The organism is Synechococcus sp. RS9916, assembly GCF_000153825.1.
GTDB lineage: Bacteria > Cyanobacteriota > Cyanobacteriia > PCC-6307 > Cyanobiaceae > Synechococcus_C.
This window is the reverse complement of record NZ_DS022299.1, coordinates 1,544,233-1,562,681: the sequence shown is the minus strand read 5'-3', so window position 1 is coordinate 1,562,681 and position 18,449 is coordinate 1,544,233. Positions and strand designations below refer to the sequence as shown.

Annotated in this window: 23 protein-coding genes; 10 read left to right on the top strand and 13 right to left on the bottom strand. The window is 62.1% G+C overall.

Annotated features, from left to right (window positions below; genetic code table 11):
- The first annotated feature begins 267 nt into the window (after positions 1-267).
- Positions 268-741, top strand: coding sequence for a cupin domain-containing protein (locus RS9916_RS08450; RefSeq protein WP_156777514.1), 474 nt, complete (start codon positions 268-270; stop codon positions 739-741).
- Positions 742-976: 235 nt separating this feature from the next.
- Entirely contained in the window at positions 977-1,132 is a 156-nt protein-coding gene (locus RS9916_RS14530; RefSeq protein WP_007098939.1) for a hypothetical protein, read from the top strand.
- A 65-nt stretch (positions 1,133-1,197) separates the two neighbouring features.
- On the opposite strand, the gene RS9916_RS08445 is transcribed toward RS9916_RS14530, so the two are convergent.
- Positions 1,198-1,416 carry a hypothetical protein gene (locus tag RS9916_RS08445; RefSeq protein ID WP_038023523.1) on the bottom strand — a complete coding sequence of 73 codons (219 nt, stop codon included), beginning with the start codon at positions 1,414-1,416 and terminating at the stop codon, positions 1,198-1,200.
- Positions 1,417-1,588: 172 nt separating this feature from the next.
- Here RS9916_RS08445 and RS9916_RS08440 point away from each other — a divergent pair, with 172 nt between their 5' ends.
- Positions 1,589-1,792, top strand: a complete 204-nt coding sequence (locus tag RS9916_RS08440; RefSeq protein ID WP_038023520.1) for a hypothetical protein — start codon at positions 1,589-1,591, stop codon at positions 1,790-1,792.
- Between the two features lie 195 nt (positions 1,793-1,987).
- On the opposite strand, the gene RS9916_RS08435 is transcribed toward RS9916_RS08440, so the two are convergent.
- The 4 genes from RS9916_RS08435 to RS9916_RS08420 form a co-directional block, all read right to left on the bottom strand.
- The gene (locus tag RS9916_RS08435) at positions 1,988-2,155 is read right to left on the bottom strand and encodes a hypothetical protein (protein WP_232199558.1); all 168 of its coding nucleotides are present in this window, start codon (positions 2,153-2,155) and stop codon (positions 1,988-1,990) included.
- A gap of 64 nt (positions 2,156-2,219) precedes the next feature.
- Entirely contained in the window at positions 2,220-2,438 is a 219-nt protein-coding gene (locus RS9916_RS08430; protein ID WP_038024394.1) for a hypothetical protein, read from the bottom strand.
- Positions 2,439-2,472: 34 nt separating this feature from the next.
- Positions 2,473-2,619: a hypothetical protein gene (locus RS9916_RS14525; RefSeq protein ID WP_156777512.1), complete on the bottom strand. Its 147-nt coding sequence runs from the start codon at positions 2,617-2,619 to the stop codon at positions 2,473-2,475.
- Between the two features lie 61 nt (positions 2,620-2,680).
- The gene (locus tag RS9916_RS08420; protein WP_007098932.1) at positions 2,681-3,337 is read right to left on the bottom strand and encodes an LOG family protein; all 657 of its coding nucleotides are present in this window, start codon (positions 3,335-3,337) and stop codon (positions 2,681-2,683) included.
- A gap of 25 nt (positions 3,338-3,362) precedes the next feature.
- Here RS9916_RS08420 and RS9916_RS15400 point away from each other — a divergent pair, with 25 nt between their 5' ends.
- Positions 3,363-3,638 (top strand): hypothetical protein, encoded by a 276-nt coding sequence (locus RS9916_RS15400; protein ID WP_038023516.1) that lies wholly within the window; start codon positions 3,363-3,365, stop codon positions 3,636-3,638.
- Here RS9916_RS15400 and RS9916_RS08410 read toward each other — a convergent pair.
- The 4 genes from RS9916_RS08410 to RS9916_RS08400 form a co-directional block, all read right to left on the bottom strand.
- Complete coding sequence (locus RS9916_RS08410) at positions 3,635-5,023, bottom strand: PhoH family protein (protein WP_038024393.1); 1,389 nt, start codon at positions 5,021-5,023, stop codon at positions 3,635-3,637. The two genes, RS9916_RS15400 and RS9916_RS08410, sit on opposite strands and share 4 nt — an antisense overlap.
- Positions 5,024-5,090: 67 nt before the next feature.
- Positions 5,091-5,243: a hypothetical protein gene (locus tag RS9916_RS14520; RefSeq protein ID WP_007098929.1), complete on the bottom strand. Its 153-nt coding sequence runs from the start codon at positions 5,241-5,243 to the stop codon at positions 5,091-5,093.
- A 101-nt stretch (positions 5,244-5,344) separates the two neighbouring features.
- On the bottom strand, positions 5,345-7,024 hold the full coding sequence (locus tag RS9916_RS08405; protein WP_007098928.1) for a SulP family inorganic anion transporter: 1,680 nt from the start codon (positions 7,022-7,024) through the stop codon (positions 5,345-5,347).
- 92 nt (positions 7,025-7,116) lie between these two features.
- Positions 7,117-7,509: a hypothetical protein gene (locus RS9916_RS08400; protein WP_198003416.1), complete on the bottom strand. Its 393-nt coding sequence runs from the start codon at positions 7,507-7,509 to the stop codon at positions 7,117-7,119.
- A gap of 129 nt (positions 7,510-7,638) precedes the next feature.
- Between RS9916_RS08400 and RS9916_RS08395 the strand changes: the two genes are divergently transcribed.
- The 4 genes from RS9916_RS08395 to RS9916_RS08380 all read left to right on the top strand — a co-directional run bounded on the left by RS9916_RS08395 (position 7,639) and on the right by RS9916_RS08380 (position 12,627).
- Positions 7,639-8,661, top strand: coding sequence for a DnaJ C-terminal domain-containing protein (locus RS9916_RS08395; RefSeq protein WP_007098926.1), 1,023 nt, complete (start codon positions 7,639-7,641; stop codon positions 8,659-8,661).
- A 40-nt stretch (positions 8,662-8,701) separates the two neighbouring features.
- A complete protein-coding gene (gene hemB, locus RS9916_RS08390; protein ID WP_007098925.1) occupies positions 8,702-9,703 on the top strand; it encodes a porphobilinogen synthase in 1,002 nt (333 codons plus the stop codon).
- A gap of 108 nt (positions 9,704-9,811) precedes the next feature.
- On the top strand, positions 9,812-10,213 hold the full coding sequence (locus tag RS9916_RS08385; protein WP_038024390.1) for a VOC family protein: 402 nt from the start codon (positions 9,812-9,814) through the stop codon (positions 10,211-10,213).
- Positions 10,213-12,627, top strand: a complete 2,415-nt coding sequence (locus RS9916_RS08380) for an endonuclease MutS2 (RefSeq protein WP_007098923.1) — start codon at positions 10,213-10,215, stop codon at positions 12,625-12,627. Before RS9916_RS08385 ends, RS9916_RS08380 begins: the two co-directional genes overlap by 1 nt.
- Before the next feature lie 19 nt (positions 12,628-12,646).
- Here RS9916_RS08380 and RS9916_RS08375 read toward each other — a convergent pair whose 3' ends face one another.
- Positions 12,647-13,876: an ABC transporter ATP-binding protein gene (locus RS9916_RS08375; protein ID WP_007098922.1), complete on the bottom strand. Its 1,230-nt coding sequence runs from the start codon at positions 13,874-13,876 to the stop codon at positions 12,647-12,649.
- A 60-nt stretch (positions 13,877-13,936) separates the two neighbouring features.
- Here RS9916_RS08375 and cgtA point away from each other — a divergent pair, with 60 nt between their 5' ends.
- Complete coding sequence (cgtA, locus tag RS9916_RS08370) at positions 13,937-14,935, top strand: Obg family GTPase CgtA (protein WP_007098921.1); 999 nt, start codon at positions 13,937-13,939, stop codon at positions 14,933-14,935.
- 86 nt (positions 14,936-15,021) lie between these two features.
- Here the strand turns inward: cgtA and RS9916_RS08365 are convergent, their stop codons facing one another.
- Positions 15,022-15,240, bottom strand: a complete 219-nt coding sequence (locus RS9916_RS08365; protein WP_007098920.1) for a CP12 domain-containing protein — start codon at positions 15,238-15,240, stop codon at positions 15,022-15,024.
- A 161-nt stretch (positions 15,241-15,401) separates the two neighbouring features.
- Here RS9916_RS08365 and RS9916_RS08360 point away from each other — a divergent pair, with 161 nt between their 5' ends.
- A complete protein-coding gene (locus RS9916_RS08360) occupies positions 15,402-15,881 on the top strand; it encodes a hypothetical protein (protein ID WP_038024386.1) in 480 nt (159 codons plus the stop codon).
- On the opposite strand, the gene RS9916_RS08355 is transcribed toward RS9916_RS08360, so the two are convergent.
- Both RS9916_RS08355 and RS9916_RS08350 read right to left on the bottom strand, forming a co-directional pair.
- Positions 15,862-17,790: an ABC-F family ATP-binding cassette domain-containing protein gene (locus tag RS9916_RS08355; protein ID WP_007098918.1), complete on the bottom strand. Its 1,929-nt coding sequence runs from the start codon at positions 17,788-17,790 to the stop codon at positions 15,862-15,864. The genes RS9916_RS08360 and RS9916_RS08355 overlap by 20 nt on opposite strands.
- Positions 17,787-18,425, bottom strand: a complete 639-nt coding sequence (locus tag RS9916_RS08350; RefSeq protein WP_007098917.1) for a DUF2301 domain-containing membrane protein — start codon at positions 18,423-18,425, stop codon at positions 17,787-17,789. Before RS9916_RS08350 ends, RS9916_RS08355 begins: the two co-directional genes overlap by 4 nt.
- Positions 18,426-18,449 lie beyond the last annotated feature (24 nt).

Sequence of the window (18,449 nt, the reverse complement as noted above, 5' to 3'; positions counted from 1 at the left end):
GCGATTCGACGACAAGCCCCGCATCCTGACCTATCGCGCACTACCTATCAAACCCGAGTTTTTGAAGCGCAAATCGAGGCGTTGCTGGACCGCTGAAGCAGTCAGCACCAAGCACGGATCAATCCACGGCCCCTGCTTCGGTGGGGGCTTTTTGATGTCGCACTATCCCTACTCAACACTCGACCGAAAGTTTGTGGTTCGCAGACCCGTACTCCTCACTAGTGCATGCCCTACTGAAACCTGACGATTACCAGAGCTAGGACGTAGTTGTTCGCGGGAGGAACCATGGCTCATTTAAAGCTCACTAAGCGGGCAGCTCGCCTGATCCGTCCTGAAGAGCGATCTGAGGCTTTGCACTTAGCCGGAGTTGACATCACTCCATTGGTTTCAACTGACCAATCTGCTGACTATGAGTTCGGGGTCATCTCTGGTCAGGAGGGTCATGGACCACCACCGCATTCACATCCTTGGGATGAAACCTATTTCGTCTTGCGTGGTGAAGTCGTTTTTGGAGTTGGTCGGGATGAGCAGGCCTTTACCCAAGGAGCCTTGGTTCACGTCCCTGCTGGAGAACGTCACTGGTTCCGATTTGACCAGCCTGGTGAAACAGTCGTTGTCACAGGAGGACATCGCGCTTTTGCCATGTTCAAAGGCCTTGCCGATGTTCCCGATGGTTCCCCTGCTGAGGACTACCTGGCAGTAGCACTGCGCTATGGAGAAGAGGATCGCCGCGACGGTTGAAAATGACTGTGTGCCGGGCCCCTGCTTCGGCGGGGGCTTTTTTGTTGCCTGCTCGCAGAAGTGAGGGATCTGTAAACAAGGCTGTAACTGGCCTCTGAGCTGTTCACCAGCACTTCACCGGAACCTGGCCTGTTCCACACCACAACCATCCATGGGGGTTCACCAGAGGGGCTGTGACCTTGAAGGAGTCGAGGGGGCAACTCCCCACACATCATTTACTCGCTCACTTCAAGTCATGACCACTCAAACTTTCGACGCTCAAACCATCAAAGAAGACGATCTGGAGGCCGTGCAAGGCGGCTGTGGCACCACCTACTTCCCCAACCCTTTCGACTCTGTCCCGAACCCTATTCGTAAATTGATGATTGATGTGATTGATCTCGTTGAATGACGAGTCACCTTCTGATTGAAGAGAAGAGGCAAAAGCCCCGCCATGAGCGGGGTTTTTGATTGCTCTTATGGAGTGAAGTCGTCTTCCCAGTCTTTCAGCCAATCGCCCATCAGGCTTGGCATCCACTTGGGATCTAACTCTTCGGAGTCGATGGCGCTGACCTTGGCTTTGGGGTGCGTGTTCAGCACATGGGTGTAGGCCTCCTCAGCACTGCTCGCGGTGACAGGCACGACGCCTGCGGCCCCGTTGGGATCCGACCAGAACACTTGCCAGTGGGGCGCCATCACTTGTGCCGAGGGATTCAGTTCACAACTAGCCACAGCTGAACGATCCGGCCGTCGGTGAGGCGACATCGCTCGCCCTTGGCTCGCCATGTTGCAACAAGTGCCGATTAGCAGACGAACCATGCTCGTCTTCGCCAGCAGCCCTTTGATATTGAGGTCGACGAAGAGCGTGATGTCGTACGAACCTGGAACCACAGAGTGCCGCGTGCTGATCAACAGCAAGGAGGCCATCGAAACGATGCTGCTGAATCTCAGCCGCCTGAACGGAACGGACGCAATCCTTCAACAGCTGCGTGAGGTGCATCAGCAATTGGAGTTGCTGCATGACGAGCGGCGCACCCAGGTCGAAGCCCATCAGGCGTCGGCGACAAGCTGAGCCAAATTCCGTCGCGTTCACGACAGTCGTTTCTGTTCAGGTCTGGTGTGATAGCCCAACTGAAACGATTGGGGCCCAATGGAACTGCTTGTGCTCGCGGCAATCGCTATTCCCTTCTCCACCTTGGTGATGCAGGCGTTGTCGAAGGAATCCGACGATGAGTTCGATTTTCTTTGAACGCTTTGGTTTGACGACTTAGATCCGTACTTTCTCGACAGCCGCTTGCAGTGGTTGCAGGCCAGTGCTGATCAGAATGGGGCGTCGGGTGGTGATTTCCACGCGAAGCCCCATTTTTGCGATGGCAACGAGTCCGCGACTCAGCACAAGGCTGCTGATGATGACGGCAACCGGCCAGCGCAGCAACTCAACTGTCGCTGTCCATCCATCCATTGCTGATCAGCGTCTATCTGCTTGGTAGCAGGTCTGTTCAGGGGTTGCTGTTAGACTGATCTTTCGCTGATCCCAGGCTGGCGATCTTGGCGTCGGCCCAGCGCGCAAAGAAGTAGACCCCGATGAACAGAGGCAGATAGGCGATCCAAATGTTGTCTGGTGCCAGACCGCTGTTGTTGATGACCGCCAAGCCCGCGTAGCCCACCACGAAATAAATGCCTGCACGCCGCAACGCGCCCACCTGCTTGGGATTCATCGCCGGCTCCATCGCTAAGGGCAGGCTAAGTGGATCAGAAGTTGCGGGGCATCTGGATTGCCGTCGTCTCTGCGGACTCGTCTCCGATGCTTTGCAGCACTTGCAAGCTAGTGATCAGAGACGTTTGCAGCAGGAGGCAGATCGCCACGTCGATCCGGCGTTGCCAAAGAAGGGTCGGCATCCGATCAGAGCAATAGAGGTGTGATTCCACCGGGTTTTGCCCGATGCGGCAGTGCTTCAGATCACCTTGGCCGGCATTGGGCATAGCGCTCGGAGCTGCGAATGAGTTCCCAGGCTTCACTTGGGGTGTCGGCGAACTGGATCAGGTCGAGGTGGTCGTCACCGATCAGGCCTGAATCCGCAAGGGCATTGAAGTTGATCACCTCCTGCCAGTAGTCCCTTCCGAACAACACCACCGGTATGGGGCCTTTGATGCCTGTCTGCCGCAGGGTGAGGACCTCAAAGAGTTCGTCCAGGGTGCCGAAGCCGCCAGGAAAGAACACGCTCCCCACGGCGCGCATCACGAAATGGAATTTGCGCAGAGCGAAATAGTTGAACCGAAAGCACAGTTCCGGTGTCACGAATGGATTGGGCCTTTGTTCGTGGGGCAAGCTGATGTTGAAGCCGATCGATTTGAAGCCTGCATCGAAGGCACCACGATTGGCGGCTTCCATGATTCCTGGACCGCCCCCGGTGGCAATCACAAGGTTGCAGCCCTGTTCGCTTCGCTGTGCGCAGGAGACCAGATGGGCAAACTCCCTGGCGGCCTCATAAAAGGGAGAAAGCTCCACCAGACGCTGACCGCGTTTGACTTTCCGTTGTAGAGCTTGGTTGTCGGGTTGTTCGGCCAGCCTTTGCTGGGCCTGGCTGAGCTGGCGTTGGGCGGCTACCCGCTCCACAAGGCAGGCGCCGCCAAATACCAGGATGGTGGAGGAGAATCTGTTCAGCCTCCAGCACCATCTCCGGTTTGCTGATTTCCAGCAGCATGCGCACCCCGCGCATTTCATTGCTGTTCAGCAGTTCCTGATCCTCGTGCGCCAGTCGGTAGGTGTTCGACTGCAGGACGGTGTTCAGATTGTTGGCGACAAGGGCTACATCGTCGCTTTGTCGCTCTGCGGCGCAGGCCTCGCTTGTTGCACTGGGGAGTGGGTCGTTTTGGAAGGGCTGGGAGTTGCTCATGGTCAGCCTCCGAAGGCTTAAAGCAGGTTGGCGGCGAGTTCGGCCAGGGCACTGCGTTCGCCACGCACCAGCGTCATGTGACCGACGAGGGCTTGCCCTTTGAGCTTCTCCACCAGCCAGGTGAGACCGTTGCTTTCGGCATCCACGTAGGGATTGTCGATTTGATACGGATCCCCGGTGAACACGATTTTTGTGCCCTCACCCACCCGGGTCACGATCGTCTTCACCTCCAGTGGAGTTAGGTTCTGGGCTTCATCCACCACCATGAACTGATTGGGGATCGAGCGCCCTCGGATGGTGTTGATCGCCTCCACCTCCAGAAGCCCCATGCCCTGCAGGTCGGCCCATGAATTGCGTGGTTCCCGCTGATGTTGCTTGCCTTTTCCACCGGCCTCCTGCCCCGGTGAGGTACCGATCAGGAAGTCGATGTTGTCAATGATTGGCTTCATCCACGGGCCGAGCTTTTCCTCCAGCGTTCCGGGCAGGTAGCCCAGATCTCGACCCAGGGAGATCGGTGGTCGGGTCACCAGCAGGCGGGCGTATTGCTGGGTGTCAGCCACTTGATGTAGACCTGCGGCCAGAGCCAGCAGTGTTTTGCCGGTGCCAGCTTTCCCCACCAGGGTCACCAGGGCGATGTCGGGGGCGAGCAGAAGATCGAGCGAGAAGCTCTGTTCGCGATTGCGCGCCTTGATGCGTCCGAGGCGGGCACGCTCGAGCCAGTGCAAGGGGTGCAAGTTGCCGCTGTCGCCCTTCTGGCGCAGCAGCAGGGTGTGGTGGCTGTTCTGTTCATCCACCAGCATCACCCCTTCATTGGGATGCAACGGATGCTGCTCGAGCTCCTTGAGGGCTCCAACAGGCAGGTGGTCGTCACTGCGCAGCAGGTCCATCGTGGCGGCGCTGGTGGTCACCTCCCGCAGCCCGGGGTATAGGTCGTCGATGGCGACCTTGTCGTTGACGTAGTCCTCAGCCTGGAGGCCAACGGCGTCCGCCTTGATGCGGAGGTTGAGGTCTTTGGTGACTAGCAGCACTTCCGGTGCATCCTGGAGGCCACTGCAGCGCATTTGCTCCAGCGCCACCGCCAGGATGTTGTTGTCGCCGCCACCGCCCTGAAGTTCGGCCGGAAGCTGTTTGAGCGTCTCGGCTCTGCAGAAGGCCACCTGAAGAGTGCCTCCCTGAGTGCCGTCAATGGGAACACCATCAGCCAGGCTGCCTTTGTCGCGGTGGGCATCCAGCAGCCTGGAGATGCGACGCGCATTGCGGCCCTTTTCGGAGGAGTCTCGCTTGAAGCGGTCAATCTCCTCGACCACCTGCATCGGCAGCACCACGCGCAGATCCCCAAAACGGGTGGGTGCGTCGGGGTCGTGCAGCAGAACGTTCGTGTCGAGAACGACGACTTTGCTCACCATGGCCGGCTCCTTCACCAGCTGACTGAACGCTAGCCCTGGTCTGCGTCGTTGACGAGGACGCTGTGATTCAGACGCGGCAGTTCTTTCGCCATTCACATGCAACGGCCTGGGTTCTGCCCGGGGTCAACGGCTCCGGCAGAAGTTCGGTCACCAGCAGCACCGGGAAGGACAGGGCGGCTCCCACCACCATGGCCACGAGACCTTCGCGCAGCTTGGTCATTGCGATTGGGTTGCTGCAATCACGATCGCGACCTTTGCCGTTGCTCTCCTGGGGGGGATTGGAGGGACGACTGAGAATTGTCTGGGGGAGGGGCTCAGCCCTTAATCCGTCTGGTGGAGCCAGTTGTAGGCCTTGGTAATCGCGTCCTGGCGACTGCCACATAAGCCACCAATGCCGAATTGCTCGAGGCGGCTGCGCACCTTCCCCTGTGCTCCTGCCACCAGCACCTGGCGCTGCTTGCTGCGGGCGTCTTGCATGATTCGCTCGATCGCCAGCGTGGCGGTCACCCCAAGGTGGGGCACCTGGCTGATATCGAGAATCAGCACCCGGTATTGGCGCACCAGCGTCATCCGTTCGCTGATGCCCGTCGCGGCACCGAAGCTGAGGGGGCCCTGCAGGCTGAACAGCATCACGTCGTCGCCGCATTGATCGAGCAGCTGTTGTTCGTGCGCAGTGAAGGCGTCGCGTTCCGGCCGTCCCATGCCGGCCAGCTGGTGGGTGGTGAGTGATTCGATCGTGAGCAAGTTGGCCACGAACATGCCAATCAGCACCGCACCAATCAGGTCCCAAAACACCGTGAGCAGCAACACACCCCACATCACTAGGGCGGTTTTGAGCGAAAGGCGGTGGGCGCGGTGCAGAAAGCCCCAGTCGATGATGTCGAGCCCCACCTTGATCAAGATCCCTGCCAGCAGGGCGGTGGGGATGCTTTCCGCCAGAGGGGCGGCTCCGAGCAACAGCAGCAGCAGAACCAGCGAATGGGTCATGCCAGCGAGGGGTGTGCGCCCGCCCGATTTGATGTTGATCACCGTGCGCATCGTGGCCCCAGCGCCCGGCAGTCCTCCCATCAGACCGGCGACCGCGTTGGCCGCGCCCTGGCCCATCAGCTCTCGGTTGGAGTCGTGGCGGCTCTGACTGATGTTGTCTGCGACCAGGGAGGTGAGCAGAGAGTCAATGGACCCCAGGAGGGCCAGAACGACCCCGGCACGCAGCAACAGCGGCAGATGCTGTCCCCAATTGGGCTGGATCAATTGCAACCCACCCTCAGGAATGCTGCCGATGCGCGGCAGCGCCTCCCAGCCCAGCGCTTCCAGCCGTTGGTCGTTGAACAGCAGCACCGATAACGGGGTGATCAGCAGTAGCGCCAACAGCGGTGCTGGCAGCACTTGGCTGATGCGCTTGGGGGTGAGGAACACCACCGCAAGAGTCATCAGCCCAACAGCCAGTGCGCCTGGGTTGGGGCGGAACTGCTGAAACACCATGGCCAGGGAGTTGATCACGCCCCCCGACGCGGGGATTCCCAAGAGGGGCCCGGCTTGGATCAGCAGGATGATGATGCCGATGCCCGACATGAACCCCGAAACCACGGAGTAGGGCACCAGGGTGATGTAGCGGCCCAGCTTCAGCAGGCCAAACAGGATCTGAAACAGTCCCCCCAGCACCACGGCGGCCATCACCAGGGGTAGCAGCTCGCCGCCACTCAGGCGGCTGGCGACGCCCACCGCCATCAGGCTGCTCACCACACCCGCCACCGTCACGCTCATCGGCCCGGTCGGTCCGCTCACCTGCGCTGGCGTTCCTCCCAGCAGTGCGGCGAGAAAGCCGGTGACGATGGCGCCGTAAAGCCCGTAGATCGCTCCCCCTGGACCGAGGGCTGCGTTACCAAAGGCCAGTGCCAGGGGTAGTGCGACCACCGCTGCTGTGAGACCACCGAGCAGGTCTCCACGCCAATGGCGCAGGTCCCAACCGTGGATCAGCTGTGGTCGTTCCCTGGTGCCCATCGAGTGCTGAGCAGACCACCCATTCTTTCGGTTGAGCAACCACTTGGCTGCCCAGCGTCATCCCCTGCTAACGCGACTTGGTTCGTGGAGGCTCAGGGCTGCTGAATCCAGCGCTGCAATTCGTTCAGCGATTGCACGCCGATGCGCCGTTCACCGGACGGGTGAATCCAGGTGGGAAAGGCCTCAATCTCAGCGGCTCTGCAGGCCTGGGCTTGTTGGGGCAAGGCGTTGGGTTTGGCGCACTCGACGTAGGGCAGGCGTTCCATCGCGCTCTGGCCGAACAGGCGTCCCTGGTAGTGGCAAGCCGGGCACCGCCAGGAGCCGTAGTACTTGACGCCGGCTTGGCTCAGTTGATCCGCGAGTGCCTCCTGGGCCGGGGTGGAAGCGGGTGCGGCGGCTGGCGCGGTGCCGCTGTTACCCGCCATGGCGCCATGGCCTCCGAGGGCCAGAGCTGCGGCCAAGGTGGCAATCGACCAATGACGCATCCAAGACCTTTGCGCTGTCGCACCGACCTTATCGCCGACGTTCGGGCTTCCCTCCATTGTTGCGATTCCAAGTCCAAGAAGAACCTGGGACACTGAAATCATGCAAGGCCTGCGGGCCAGTGAATCGCCATGGCCGGCACGGGTTACCGCGACTACTTCAAGGTGCTCGGAGTGGAGCGCGGGGCCGATGCCGACACCATCAAGCGCGCATTTCGCAAACTGGCGCGGAAATATCACCCCGACGTGAATCCGGGGAACGCCGCAGCTGAGGCCAAGTTCAAGGAGGTGAGTGAGGCCTACGAGGTGCTCTCCGACCCCGAAAAGCGGCGCCGCTACGAGCAGTTCGGTCAGTACTGGAATCAGGCCGGCGGCGCTGGGCCGGGGGCTGGAGTCGATGTTGATTTCGGGCGCTACGGCAATTTCGACGATTTCATCAACGACCTGCTCGGACGTTTCGGGGGACCGGGTGGTGGTTCCGCCGGATTTGGCGGTGGCTTTCCGGGTGGTTTTGCCGGTGCCTCTGGGTTCCCAGGCGGTGGCTTTGCTGGCGGTCCCTTTCCCGGTGGTGGTTTCGGAGGCCCGGGTCGTGCTGGTGCCGCCCCGCGTCAACCGGCCAACCTTGATGCTGAAGCGACCGTCAAAGTGTCGTTCCCGGAGGCCTTCCGCGGCGGGGAACGCACCCTGTCGGTGAACGACGAACGGGTGCAAGTGCGAATTCCTGCTGGGGTGAAGAACGGGTCCCGTTTGCGCCTCAAGGGCAAGGGCAACCTTCAGCCAGGCACCGGACGTCGTGGCGATTTGTATCTCAACCTTGAGGTTCAGCCCCATGAGGTTTGGCGCCTGGATGGTGATCAACTGCGTGCCGATTTACCGGTGTCGGTGGACGAGTTAGCCCTGGGGGGCACCGTCACCGTGATGACTCCCGATGGAGAAGCCGATGTCTCCATCCCCGCCGGTACTCCGCCAGGGCGCAGCCTGCGTTTGAAGGGCAAGGGCTGGCCGGGGCGCAATGGCCGTGGTGACCTTCTTCTCACCCTCAGCCTTCAGTGGCCTGAGTCGTGGAGTGAGCGTGAGAAAGACCTGTTGACCCAGTTGCAACACAACCGATCCAGCGATCCCCGTCGCAGCTGGCTTCAGTCGGCCCGTCTCTGACGCACCGCTTACGATCGCTGGCTCACGCCAGTGCCCCTTGATGGAGCTCACCTACCGCCCTCGCCGCCTGCGCCGGACACCTGCACTGCGGGCCATGGTGCGTGAAAACATCCTTCAGCCTTCCGACTTCATCTACCCCCTGTTCGTACACGAGGGCGCTGACGTGGAGCCCATCGGTGCGATGCCAGGCGCGTATCGCTGGAGTCTCGACAAACTGACGGCTGAGGTGAAGCGGGCCTGGGATCTGGGCATCCGCTGCGTGGTGCTGTTCCCGAAGGTGTCGGAAGGGCTCAAAACCGAAGACGGTGTGGAGTGCTTCAACGAGAACGGTTTGATTCCCCGTGCCATCCGCCAGCTCAAGACGGAGCTGCCCGAGATGGCGATCATGACCGATGTCGCTCTGGATCCCTACTCCTGTGATGGCCATGACGGCATCGTCAGCTCGGAGGGTGTGGTGCTCAACGACGAAACCATTGAGCTGCTGTGCCGCCAGGCCGTGATGCAGGCCGAAGCCGGCGCTGATCTGATTGGCCCCAGCGACATGATGGACGGCCGTGTGGGGGCGATTCGTGAAGCCCTGGACGATGCCGGCTACGAGCACGTGGGCATCATCAGCTACACCGCCAAATATTCCTCGGCCTATTACGGCCCCTTTCGGGAGGCCCTTGATTCCGCACCCCGTCCGGCCGGGAGCAAGCCCATCCCCACCAATAAGGACACCTATCAGATGGACCCGGCTAATGCCCGGGAAGCGATCACCGAGGCCCAGCTCGATGAGCAGGAGGGGGCCGACATCATGATGGTCAAGCCAGGCCTGGCCTATCTCGACATCATTCTCCGCCTGCGTGAGGAGTCGGAACTGCCGATTGCTGCTTACAACGTCAGCGGTGAGTATTCGATGGTCAAGGCAGCCGCAGAGCGGGGCTGGATTGATGAGCGGGCTGTGGTGCTGGAGACCCTGCTCAGCTTCAAGCGTTCCGGCGCAGATCTGATCCTCACGTACCACGCCTGTGATGCGGCGGAGTGGTTGAAGCAGGGCTGATCGGCCCTCGACGAGCGACTGGGGGCGTGATCATGCCCCCAGTGATGAAGCCTCGCCAGTAGGTTCATGGCACAGCTGTCTGACGCCGTTCTCCCCGGTCTGCGCCCCATGGTTTCCGTTCAGCGTCTTGGTCATGTCGCCATCCGCGTGCAGGACATGGCTCGGGCCGTGGCCTTCTACACCGGTCTGGGGATGCGCATGGTGTGGGAAGCCGATGACTGGTGTTATCTGGAAGCCGGAGAAGGCCGGGACGGCCTTGCCCTTTTGGGGCCGAACTACAAGGCGGCTGGCCCCCACTTCGCCTTCCACTTCCGCGATCGTGCCCACGTGGATGTGGTGCATCAGCAATTGAAGGATCAGGGGGTGCATGTCGGTGCGGTGCATGACCACCGCGATGGCACGGCGTCGTTTTATCTGCGCGATCCAGAAGGCAACTGGCTGGAAATGCTTTATGAGCCTCCTGGAGGTATTCCCTCCAATCAGCAGGAGCCTGTGGCATCCAACGCTTGATGCCGACCCTCAGCCGCTTTGCAGCCCTCTCGCCTGCTCCTGTGCTCCTTGAAACGCTGGAGCTTCTGGAGTGGCCTCGGCTTTGTGCTCATCTCGCCAGCTTTGCCAGCACCCAGCCGGGACGGCGGGCGGCGAAGGCCACGGCGCTCCCTGATGACCTCGAAGCCAGCCGCCAGTGGTTAGCCCGCTCGATTGAGCTGGCGGGCCTCGATGGGGTTACCGAGGGTGGGCTCAGTTTCCAGGGGGTTCACGACCTGGATGCGGTGTTGAAACGCTGCAGCAAGGGGGGCGTTGCCGATGGAGAGGAGCTGTTGGAGGTGGCCGACACCTTGGCTGCTGCACGCCGGCTGCGCCGTCAGATCGTTGACCCGGATCTGCGACCGCTGTGCACTGAGCTGTTCAACGCCGTGGCCACTTTCCCGGAGTTGGAGCAGCGTCTCAAGTTCTCCCTTGAGGAGGGCGGCAGGGTGGCTGACCGCGCCAGCGCGGCCTTGGCGGGCCTGCGTTTGCAATGGCAAAGCCTGCGCCAGCAACGGCGCGATCGTTTGCAGGATGTCATGAGGCGCTGGTCGGCCCAGCTGCAGGACACTGTGATTGCCGAACGCCATGGCCGGCCGGTGCTGGCGGTGAAGGCTGGCGCAGTCGGCCATTGCAAAGGCATGGTCCACGACAGCTCCGCCTCAGGGAACACCGTGTTCGTCGAGCCCCAGGCGGTGATTGAGCTGGGGAATCGTCTGGCCGCTCAGGAAGGCCGGATCCGAGAGGAGGAGCAGCGGGTTCTGGCCGAGCTCAGTACCGCAGTGGGTGAACAGCACGACCCTCTGACCAAGCTTGGTGAGGTGCTGCTGCTGTTGGATCTCACCTTGGCGAGGGCCCGTTATGGCCAGTGGCTTGGTGGCGTTCCGCCCCGTTTGGAGGCTGATCCAGACGCGCCATTTGCTTTGGAGCAGCTGCGGCACCCCCTGCTGGTTTGGCAGCAGAAGCGCGAGTACGGCGCCGACGTGGTGCCGATCAGCATCACCGTGGCCGGCGATCTGCGGGTGGTGGCGATCACCGGTCCGAACACGGGTGGCAAGACCGTCACGCTCAAGAGCATTGGTCTGGCGGCCCTGATGGCCCGCGCAGGTCTCTGGCTTCCTTGCCAGGGCACGCCGTCGCTTCCCTGGTGTGCCCTTGTTCTTGCCGATATCGGCGATGAACAGTCGCTGCAGCAGAGCCTCTCCACCTTCAGCGGCCATGTGAAGCGGATTGGCCGCATCCTGGCTGCGCTCGACCAGGGGGCGACCCCAGCTCTGGTGTTGCTCGATGAGGTGGGTGCCGGTACGGATCCCAGCGAGGGAACAGCGCTCGCCACGGCACTCTTGCGTTCGCTGGCGGATCGGGCCCGGCTCACGATTGCCACGACCCACTTCGGCGAGCTCAAAGCGCTCAAATACAGCGACAGTCGGTTTGAGAATGCTTCGGTCGCCTTCGACAGCGAAACGCTCTCGCCCACCTATCAGTTGTTGTGGGGGATCCCGGGGCGCAGTAACGCTTTGGCAATCGCCACCCGCCTCGGTCTCGATCCCCAGGTGATTGAGCAGGCGCGCGGGCTGCTCAGTCCGCAGGCCGATGGGGATGTGAATGCCGTGATCCGCGGCTTAGAAGAGCAGCGTCAGCGGCAGCAAGCGGCGGCAGAGGACGCAGCAGCTTTGTTGGCCCGCACGGAACTGCTGCATGAGGAGTTGCTCGGGCGTTGGGAACGGCAGCGTCAGCAGTCGTCCCTTCAGCAGGAGCAGGGACGGCAACGCCTTGAGACCTCGATTCGGGATGGTCAGAAAGAGGTGCGTCGCCTGATCCGCCGTCTGCGCGATCAAAAGGCTGACGGAGAAACGGCTCGGAAGGCTGGGCAACGCTTGCGGCGTCTTGAGGCGGATCACCGTCCGGCTCCGGAACGGCGGCGGCATCCGGATTGGCGTCCTCAGGTGGGGGATCGCATCCGTCTTCTGGCCCTGGGCAAGGCGGCGGAAGTGTTGTCGATCTCCGACGACGGTTTGCAGCTCACGGTGCGCTGCGGTGTGATGCGCAGCACCGTTGAACTCTCGGCTGTGGAAAGCCTCGATGGCCGTAAACCCACACCTCCACAGGCCACGGTGCAGGTCAAGGCCCGTGGTGTCGGTGGTCGGGGGGCTGATGTCCGGACCTCGAGCAACACCGTGGATGTGCGCGGGATGCGCGTGCACGAAGCGGAGTCGGCGGTGGAAGAACGTCTACGGACTGCCACCGGGCCGCTGTGGGTGATTCACGGAATCGGCACCGGCAAGCTCAAGCGTGGTCTGCGTCAGTGGCTGGAGACCGTGCCTTACGTCGAGCGGGTCAGCGATGCAGACCAGGGCGATGGAGGCCCCGGATGCAGCGTGATTTACCCCCGCTAGCGCCTCGGCGCTGCACCGTTTAAAACGCCGGCAGCGTTGGCTCCGGTCCGCTGCTGGGGGGTGGTTCGGGCAGGGCAATTGCCTCTCCATCGCCGTCGAACAGCCGCCACGCATGGGGATCAGCGGCCAGGTGCAGAGCACTGCCGGCAGAGAGCTGGAGGTTGGGATCGGCGCGCACCTGCACGAGGTGATCGCCGTCGAGCAGTCGGCAGGTCACCAATTGTTCGTTGCCCAAAACTTCGCTGTGGCAAACCTCGGCCGGCAGGTTGCGGTTGGTGGCTGGGGCGATTTGCAGATGTTCCGGACGGATCCCTGCTGTGAGCACTCGCCCTTCGAGCGCCGGCAGGGCCGTGGCGATGGGTCCCTCGGTGCTGAGTTTGTGCTCCCCGAGCTTCAAGGTGGCGCCCGCGCCCACGGTCACCGGCAACACATTCATGGGCGGGCTGCCGATGAACTGGGCCACAAACAGGTTGGAGGGCCAGCGGTAGAGCTCCATCGGTGTGCCCAGTTGCTGCAGGCGCCCCTGATTGAGAACGGCAATGCGATGACCCATCGTCATCGCTTCCACCTGGTCATGGGTGACGTAAAGGGTGGTGGTCCCCAGCTCGCGTTGGAGGGCCACGATGCGAGCCCGGGTGCTGGCGCGCAACTTGGCATCCAGGTTGCTCAGGGGTTCATCCATTAGGAACACCGCTGGTTGCCGGGCCATGGCCCGGCCCAGGGCGACCCGTTGTTTCTGACCTCCCGAGAGTTCCTTGGGGCGGCGGTCGAGCAGATGGTCCAGCTCGAGGGCTGCGGCCACGGCGGCGACCCGGGATTCAATTCGGGTTTCCCGCTGGGAAGGGATGCGTAGGGGCGCGGGGAGCCCACGGGTGCGGCGATGCAGTTGATCCTGCAGTTGCTCCAAATGGCTGCGGCGGCCGCTGCGGCGTAGCCCAAAGCTGAGGTTGTCCCGCACGCTCAGGTGGGGATAGAGGGCGTAGCTCTGAAACACCATGGCCACATCCCGTTGCGCAGGTCGCAACGAGGTGATGGCTTTGCTGCCGATATGAATCTCACCCGCAGTGGGTGTGTCCAGGCCAGCCAGCAGGCGCAGCAGGGTGCTTTTCCCGCATCCCGATGGCCCCACCAGCACCAGGAACTCTCCGTCGTCGATCGTCAGATCCAACTGACGGATCACGTCGACCGGTGGGCTGCCACCACGACTGGGGTAGGTCTTGCTCAGCCCCTCAAAGCGAACGCCTGCCACTGCTGAGACTCAGGTTGCCGCGATCTTAGGGTTGATGGTTGGCCCTGCCCGAGGCTTGACGTGCAATTCATTGACCAAGCTCGTGTCACCGTCCGTGCAGGTCGGGGCGGCGACGGGATTGTGGCCTTCCGGCGTGAGAAATACGTCCCGGCGGGTGGTCCCTCCGGCGGAGACGGCGGCCATGGCGGAAATGTGGTGCTGGAGGCTGACGCCAATCTCCAGACCCTGCTCGATTTCAAATACAAGCGCTTGTTCCCCGCCGTCGATGGACGACGTGGAGGCCCGAATCGCTGCACCGGGGCCTGCGGTCCAGACATGGTGATCAAGGTGCCCTGTGGCACCGAGGTGCGGCATCTCTCCACAGGAATCCTGCTCGGAGATCTCACCGACAACGGCGAGCGGTTGGTGGTGGCCTTTGGCGGCCGCGGCGGCCTTGGCAATGCCCACTACCTCAGCAACCGCAACCGGGCTCCAGAGAAGTGCACCGAGGGGCGCGACGGAGAAGAGTGGCCGTTGCAGCTTGAACTGAAGCTGCTGGCTGAAGTGGGCATCATCGGCCTGCCCAACGCTGGCAAAAGCACGCTGATCAGTGTGCTGTCCGCAGCACGCCCCAAGATCGCCGACTACCCCTTCACCACCTTGGTGCCCAACCTGGGTGTGGTGCGGCGTCCCACAGGGGATGGCACCGTGTTTGCCGATATCCCTGGATTGATTGCCGGTGCCGCTCAGGGGGCTGGTTTAGGGCACGACTTCCTGCGCCACATCGAACGCACACGCCTCCTCATTCACATGGTGGATGGGGGTGCAGAGGATCCCGTTGCCGATCTCCGCGTCGTGGAGCAGGAGCTGCAGGCCTATGGCCATGGCCTGGTGGAGCGGCCGCGCTTGCTGGTGCTCAACAAGCTAGAGCTGATCGATGAAGCGGAACGGGAGGAGCAGGTCAAGCGTCTGGAGGAGGCCAGCGGTCGCCCGGTGCTGTTGACCTCTGCGGCCATGGGCCAGGGCCTCGATCAGTTGCTGCAGCGTGTCTGGGCGGAATTGGGCATTGACCGATCCTGACCACACCTGTCAGTGCAACGCCAAGGGCCCAATCAAAAAGCCTGCAGCGCAGGCTGCAGGCTTTGGGGATCAATGATCGCCTTGGATCAATCGTCGTAGACGCGGCATTCGTCGGCGTCGGGATTGGCTTCGCAGTAGAGCTCCAGAGGCGTCGGATCGTGGGAGTCACCGGGGTGGTGATCTTTGTAGTCCTTCAGATCCTTGAGCTCCCCTTCCAGGTGGCGGACTTTGGCGTCGTTGCCTTGAGCGCGAGCGGCTTCGATTTCGGATTGATCCTTCTGAATGTGCTCGTCGATGGATTTCATGAGAGCTGCGGCTGACGCCGTTGTTCTTCAACACCCAACACCCTACGGCTCATTTTTGGTCCGCCCCTTGGGGTGGGGTGCCACTGCCTTTCCGTAACACCGCCATTGTCAGGAGGCCCTTACCGGAGCTACCAGCTAGATAGGGAATGGGAGGTCATCCCATGGTTCGGATCAGGCAGCGCCAGGACCGCCATTTCATGGATGACGAAGGCCGAATGTTCTGGATTAACGGTCCAGAAGAGTTTTGTTACCTGTCCGAACAGCGCCAGTGGCGAACGGGCCTTTCGTTTCAACAGGTCTTGGAATGGAAGCAATGTGCGCCTTCCGGATTGGTGAGTCAGCGCTTCGGCTCAATCCTCGCGGCCTGTGAAGCCTTTGAGCACAACCAGGTGATCTGGTCCCATGACCTCTATCTCCGCCGCATGGGTGATCAGATGCAGCTGCATCGCTCCGCGACGGACTATCGCCCCACGGCGATGAAAAACGCCGAAGCCGCTGGCCGGCGCGTGCAGCCCCAGCCCTGGTTGGGCACAGCTCAGACCGCCCCGAGTTGTGAATGGCCCTCCCCCACGACCTTGGGCCAGGATCTTCCCCATCCCCGCCGCCGCCGCCGTTCCGGGCTTAAGGCGCCAGCTCACTGAGTTCCAGCCAGCGTTCCTCCGCTGCGGCCAGGGTGTCCAGCAGGCTGGCCAGTTCCTGGCTCAGGTCGCTCAAGTTGCTGCTGCCGGCACTGAGGGCAGCTTCCAGTTCTGCTTTGCGCGTTTCCAGTTCGGGCAGCTGACGATCGAGCTCCTTGAGCTCTTTGGATTCCTTGAAGCTGCGACGACGCGGCTTCGAGGCCACGGCATTGGTTTGAGGAGTCGACTCCGCTGTGGATGAAGAACGGGTTTTGCCGGCCTTCTCGGCACTGCGCTTGAGCTCTTCCGCTTTCTCCAGCTCCCGTCGGTGAGCGAGGAATTCGCTGTAGTTGCCTTCAAAACGGTTGAGACAGCCGTTTTCAAAGTTGAACAGGCGATCGACGGTGCGATCCAGGAAGTAGCGGTCGTGGGAGACCACCACCACACAGCCGCGAAAGTCTTCCAGCAGGTCCTCGAGAACGCTCAAGGTCTGCACATCGAGATCGTTGGTGGGCTCATCCAGCAGCAGCACGTTGGGTGCCTGGATCAGCAGCCGGCAGAGCGTGAGGCGGCGGCGCTCCCCACCCGACAGCTTGCTGATCGGGCTGTGCTGTTGGGCTGGAGGGAACAGGAACCGCTCCAGCAGCTGAGACGCGGTGAGTTGCTCTCCGCCCAGGTCGATGCGTGAAGCGGCTTCCTCCACGAATTCGATCACTTTGCGCTCCAGCCCGCGGCCGCTGGTGAGGGCATCGGTGTGCTGATCGAGATAGCCCAGATGCACGGTGTCACCCAAGCGAAGCTCCCCTCCACTCGGCGTTCGGCGACCGGCGATCAAATCCAGCAGCGTTGACTTGCCACTGCCGTTGGGGCCGATGATGCCGATCCGGTCCTCCGGGCTGAAGCTGTAGGTGAAGTCATCGAGCAGGACGGTGCCCTCGGTTGTGCCGTCGCTGGTGACCTTCAGGTGTTCAGCTTCGATCGCCACCTTGCCGATCCGGCGGCTGACGCTGGCCATTTCCAGCTTCGCTTTTGCTTTTTTGGGCGGAGCGGAACGCATGGCTTCGATGCGTTGCAGTCGTGCTTTCTGCTTGGTGCTGCGGGCCTTTGGACCCTGGCGCAACCAGGCCAGTTCGCGCCGCAGCACGCTCTTGAATTTGGCCGCAGCGGCGGCATCGGCGACATCCTGTTGGGCCTTGCCTTGCAGATAGGTGCTGTAGTTGCCGTCGTAACTGCGCGCTTCGCCATCCGCCACTTCCACGATCCGGCGGGTGACGCGATCGAGCACATAACGGTCGTGGGTCACCAGCACCACAGCCCCGGGGTAGCGATCCAGCCAGCTCTGGAGCCACTCCACAGCGGCAGCATCCAGATGGTTGGTGGGCTCGTCGAGCAGCAACACATCCGGGCAGGCCACCAGGGCAGAGGCCAGGCCCACCCGCTTGCGATACCCACCGGAGAGGTCTTCGACCGGTTTGTGCAGATCGCTGATCCCCAGACGTTGGAGCACCTCCTGGCATTGCTGCTCAAGTCCCCAGGCCTCGGCCTCATCCATGCGCTGGCTGAGGTGCCCCAGTTCGGTGAGCAGGGTCGTGTCGTCGGGGGACTGGGCGACTGCTTCTGTAAGGGCACTGAAGCGCAGCAACAGCTCGCGTTTTTCGCCGCAACCGGCCAGCACCTGCTCCAGCACGGTGAGCCCTGGTTGCACCACGCTCTCCTGGCCCACCAGCTCCACCCGAAGGCGAGGCGAGCAGCGTCTTTCGCCACCACCGAGGGGCTCCTGCCCAGCCAGCACCTTCAGCAGGGTCGATTTGCCTGCTCCATTCGGTCCGATCAGGCCAAGCCTGTCATTGCTGCCGATGTGCAGGGTGAGATCCGCAAACAAGGTGCGGATGCCGAAGTCTTTTTCGGCATCCACCAGGCTGATCAAACTCACTGGGCTCCAGCGGCGCGCTGCTGCTCCAGGTAAGCAAACACACTCTTGTCGCCGACATCGGCCGCGGCGGGGATGCCGAATTTGCGCAGGGCCAGCACCAGGAGCAGGAGGGCTGCAGCGCCGAGCAGAGCCAGGCAGAGATCCGGGGGCATCAAGCCGCTTAGACGGCCAAGCAGGGCCAGGGGCAGCAGCAGAGTCAGCCCAATTGCCTCTGCGCGCCGAAAGCAGAAAAACTCCTTGAAGCCGATCCCTGCTAGAGCCGCGAATAACGGTCCAACCGCCAGGATCCAGAGCGGATGGTTGTGCAGGGTGGCCAGGGCTGCGGAGGGGCCGGCCATCACCAGCAGGGCACCCCAGCCAACGCATCCCAGCAGCCAGAAGAGTTGCAGAGCCTGATGCAGCGGGCGCAGGTAGATGTGAATCCAATGGAGGGCCAGTCCCAGAGAGGCGGCGAGGGGCAGCACCCACAGCCAGGCCAGCTGTCCGCCCCACTGCCACCACTGGAGTAAACCTGCGCTGAAGGAAAGGCCGCTGATCAGCAGTGCCACGCGGTAGCGCTGCACCTCGCGTCGATCGTTGTCGGTGATGGTGTAGGTGCCATAGACGCCCTCAAACTGGGGATCGGCCGTGGTCATGGCAGCTCCGCTGAACTGTTCACC